Origin of the sequence: Mesorhizobium sp. M7A.F.Ca.US.005.03.2.1, from assembly GCF_003997795.1 — a bacterium.
Lineage (GTDB): Bacteria > Pseudomonadota > Alphaproteobacteria > Rhizobiales > Rhizobiaceae > Mesorhizobium > Mesorhizobium ciceri.
Genome location: NZ_RZRP01001210.1, coordinates 1 through 1,395, shown reverse-complemented (window position 1 = coordinate 1,395; position 1,395 = coordinate 1). Strand labels below are relative to the sequence as shown.

Sequence of the window (1,395 nt, the reverse complement as noted above, 5' to 3'; positions counted from 1 at the left end):
TCGTCATGTTGTTGACGCTGACGATCTTCGCCAATCTCAAACAGCTCAGCCCGAGCTACCGCAAGGCGGCCGCCGATCTCGGCGCCGGGCCGGTGCGAACCTTCCTGCATGTCGTGCTGCCGCTGACCTTGCCCGGCATCATGGTCGGCGCCTTCCTCACTTTCGTGCTGTGCATCGGCGACTACATCACGCCGCAGATCCTGGGCGGCAACAACGAGCTGCTGATGCCGCAGCTGGTGATGATGCAGATCGGCCGGCGCGGCGACTTTCCGCTGGCCTCGGCGCTGTCGATCATCCTGATGGCGGTGGTCACCATCGCCTATCTCGCCTGCGCCCGCTGGCTGAAGATCGAGCGGGCCTGAGATGCGCAGGATTGTCCGCATCGCCTCCTGGCTCTACGCGCTTGCCGTCTACGGCTTCATCTTCCTGCCCGTGATCGTGCTGGTGCTGTTTTCGCTGCAGGCGACGTCGTTCCCGATCCCGCCCTTCACCGGCCCGTCGCTGCGCTGGTACGACGCAGTGCTCTCGGACCCACGGCTGACTTCGGCGTTGGTCAATTCGCTGCTGGTGGCGTCCATCTCCTCGCTCGCCGCCGTGACGCTCGGCTTCCTTTCCGCCTGGGGCTTTGCCCGCTTCGTCCTGCCCGGCTCCGGCCTGCTGCGCGGGCTGATCACCCTGCCGCTGACGGTCAGCTATCTCATCATCGGCATGGGGCTGCTGGTGCTGTTCAACTGGGCCGGCGTACCGAAATCCTTGCTTGCCGCCGGCATCGCCCATGTCGTGATCAATCTGCCGCTGTGCTTTGCCATCATCTACAGCCAGATGGGCGACCACGAGATCAACATCGAGCGCGCCGCGCGCGACCTCGGCGCGCCGGAATGGAAGGTGCTGCTGTTGATCACCGTGCCGGTCATGGCGCCGGCCATCTTCGCCGGCTTCTTCCTGTCGATGACCTTCTCCTGGGACGAATTCGTGATCTCCTTCCTGCTCACCCGCTTCGACACCACGCTGCCGGTCGAGATCTGGAACCTGCTGCGTTCCGGCCTCAATCCCAAGACCAATGCCGTCGGCTCGCTGGTCTTCGCCGTCTCCATCGTGCTGGTGGTGTTTTTTGAACTGACATTGCTTCGGAGAAAGCCCGCATGAGCGCGCCCCTCGTCGACATCAGCAGTGTCTCGCATCGCTTCGGCCAGCACACCGTGCTGAAGGATGTCTCGCTGCAGATCGAGCCCGGCAGCTACACGATCCTGCTCGGGCCGTCCGGCTCCGGCAAGACGACGCTCTTGTCCATTCTGGGCGGCTTCGTCACGCCCAGCGAAGGCAAGGTGTTCATCCGTGGCGAGGATTGCACGTCGGTGCCGCCGGCCAAGCGCCCGACGACGACGGTGTTCCAGG

General features: G+C 64.3%; 3 protein-coding genes. All 3 read left to right on the top strand.

What is annotated here, in order from left to right; all coding sequences use genetic code 11:
• Window positions 1–362: ABC transporter permease subunit (locus EN991_RS36330; RefSeq protein ID WP_127370525.1), on the top strand; the 362-nt coding region annotated here is incomplete at its 5' end.
• A gap of 1 nt (window position 363) precedes the next feature.
• A complete protein-coding gene (locus EN991_RS36325; RefSeq protein ID WP_127370524.1) occupies window positions 364–1,146 on the top strand; it encodes an ABC transporter permease in 783 nt (260 codons plus the stop codon).
• The coding region (locus EN991_RS36320) for an ATP-binding cassette domain-containing protein (RefSeq protein ID WP_127370523.1) at window positions 1,143–1,395 on the top strand (253 nt) is incomplete at its 3' end. The genes EN991_RS36325 and EN991_RS36320, both read left to right, overlap by 4 nt.